At 74.4% G+C, this 2,193-nt stretch carries 3 protein-coding genes; 1 reads left to right on the top strand and 2 read right to left on the bottom strand.

The window, feature by feature from the left end:
- Positions 1–170 precede the first annotated feature (170 nt).
- Positions 171–833, bottom strand: coding sequence for a DUF4097 family beta strand repeat-containing protein (locus BU198_RS02995; protein WP_188295244.1), 663 nt, complete (start codon positions 831–833; stop codon positions 171–173).
- Between the two features lie 289 nt (positions 834–1,122).
- Here BU198_RS02995 and BU198_RS02990 point away from each other — a divergent pair, with 289 nt between their 5' ends.
- A complete protein-coding gene (locus BU198_RS02990; RefSeq protein ID WP_188295243.1) occupies positions 1,123–1,884 on the top strand; it encodes a helix-turn-helix domain-containing protein in 762 nt (253 codons plus the stop codon).
- Between the two features lie 90 nt (positions 1,885–1,974).
- On the opposite strand, the gene BU198_RS02985 is transcribed toward BU198_RS02990, so the two are convergent.
- A partial coding sequence (locus BU198_RS02985) for a zinc-binding dehydrogenase (protein WP_188295242.1) occupies positions 1,975–2,193 on the bottom strand: 219 nt, incomplete at its 5' end.

Here is a 2,193-nt window from a genome sequence, read left to right as displayed (position 1 = left end):
GAACTGGCCGTTGAGGTAGAGCACGGGCAGGCCGGGGCCGCCGGTGTCGGTGGCGGCCAGGGCGGTGTCGTCGACCGGCACCATGCCGGTCCAGGCGGTCGGGTGAGCCGGGGGTGGGGCGGTGTTCGTCATGTCGTCCCCCTGGAGGGTGTCGGGGCCCCGGGCCGGGGTCAGAGGCTGTGGGCGGTGATGTCGCCGTGGCTGGTGGTGGCGCGGATGTCGAGCACGGCGGTGCCGTCGTTGCGCAGGGCGTTGCCGATGCGGCCGTGGCCGGTGCCGGCGTCCAGGGCGGCGGAGACGCCGGCGGCGGCGCCGACCGTGATGTTCCCGGACTGGGTGGCCAGTTCGACGGTGCCGCGGTGGGCCTCGGTGATGCGGATGTCGCCGCGGGTGGTGCTGATCCGGGCGGGGCCGGCGAGCCGGCCGACCTCGACGTCGCCGTCGACGGCGGTCAGGTGCAGGCCCGCGGCCTCGTCGATCTTGGTCTGGCGGTACGCGCCCTCGAAGGCGATCTCGCCCAGGCGGCCGACGGCGCGCAGCTCGGCGGCGGCCGCCCTGCCCTCGACGGCGGAGTCGGCCGGCAGCCGGACGGTGACCTCCAGGGAGCCGGTGGGGCCGAGGAGCTGGTGGCCGGCGGGGGTGACGATCCGCAGGACGCCGTCGGCGTAGGAGACGGTGGTCCGTTCGGCGGCCTGGACGTCCCGGTTCTTGCCGGGGTCGGCGGGCCGGACCTCGACGGTGGTGTCGGTGCGCTCGGCGGCGATGAGCTGGACGCGGCCGCCGGGGACGTCCAGGACGGCGGTGATCGCGGCGGGGGTGTCGAACGTCTGCACGGTGGTCTCCCTGTACGGGTGCGGGTGGGGCCGGGACCCGGTTCGGATCCGCCCCGTCGGTGTTTCCGACATTGGAAACGCTACGTTGCTTTCAATGGGTCGGCAACTACTTCGTTGCGTCAGATCGGCGTCATTGCAGGTGAATGATGGGAAACTGTTGCAACAGGTGTGTCGGGTAATGCAACGGTGGTCGCCGTGATCATTGCAATGGATGGAGGGTGAACGCTATGGTGGGGGCGGCCGGGCGGCACGCTCCGGTGAGAACCCGCGAGAACCGAGGAGAAGCGCGATGCCGGGAGGCAGGCTCACCCAGCAGGAACGCCAGCAGATCGCGCTGGGGCTGGCCGACGGCCTGCCCTACGCCGAGATCGCCCGGCGCCTGGAACGTCCCACCTCGACCGTCACCCGCGAGGTGATGCGCAACGGCGGCCCCGTCGCCTACCGCGCCGACCTCGCCCACCGCGCCACCGAGCGCCGCGCCCAGCGTCGCCCGCCCGCCCCCTCCGGCGCCCCGCGGCCCGGGCCGCGGCAGCCCGGGCGTGACAGCGAGGCCGTGGCCGCGTACGAGGAACAGTTCACCACCGTCCTGATGGGCTCGGGCCTGTCCCGGATGGGCGCCCGGGTGATCACCTGCCTGTCGACCACCGACGCGGGCAGCCTCACCGCCGCCGAACTGGCCCAGCGCCTCCAGGTCAGCCCCGCCTCCATCTCCAAGGCGATCGCCTTCCTGGAGAGCCAGAGCCTGGTGCGCCGGGAACGCGACGAGCGCCGCCGGGACCGCTACATCGTCGACGACGAGCTCTACTACCAGGCGGTCATCGCCAGCGCCCGCGCCAACGACAGGGTCATCGAGGCCGCCCGCGAGGGCGTCGCCGTCCTCGGCCCCGGCACCCCCGCCGCGATCCGCCTGGAGAACATCGCCCGCTTCCTCGACTTCATCAGCGAGAGCATCGTGCGCGCCGCCGAACAGGCCCGCGAAGTCCTCCACACCAGGCCCGCCACGGGCGGTGCGGTCGGCGGTGCGGGCTCCGCGGGCCAGGGGGCGGAGTAGGAAGTCGGCCGGTCCGACTTCCCACTCCGGCCCCGGAGTTCAGGGCGCCCGGGGCGGCTTTCTCCTCGTTCCGGGCCTCGGGTCGGGGGGTCAGGGGGTCAGGACCAGGCGGCCGCGCAGGCCGCCGGCCTCCTGGCGGCGGTGGGCGTCGGCGGCCTGCTCCAGGGGCAGGGTGTCGGCGACCCGCAGGGTGAGGCGGCCGTCGGCGGCGAGGGCGGACAGGCGGGTGAGGGCGGGGCCGTCGGCGGTGATCCACACGTTGGTGACCCGGATGCCGCGCAGGGCCGGCGGGGCGCTGCCCGCCGCGAC

Origin of the sequence: Streptomyces sp. CBMA156, from assembly GCF_014596515.1 — a bacterium.
Lineage (GTDB): Bacteria > Actinomycetota > Actinomycetes > Streptomycetales > Streptomycetaceae > Kitasatospora.
Note: the sequence above shows the minus strand (reverse complement) of the source record. Positions and strands in the feature narration are given on the sequence as shown.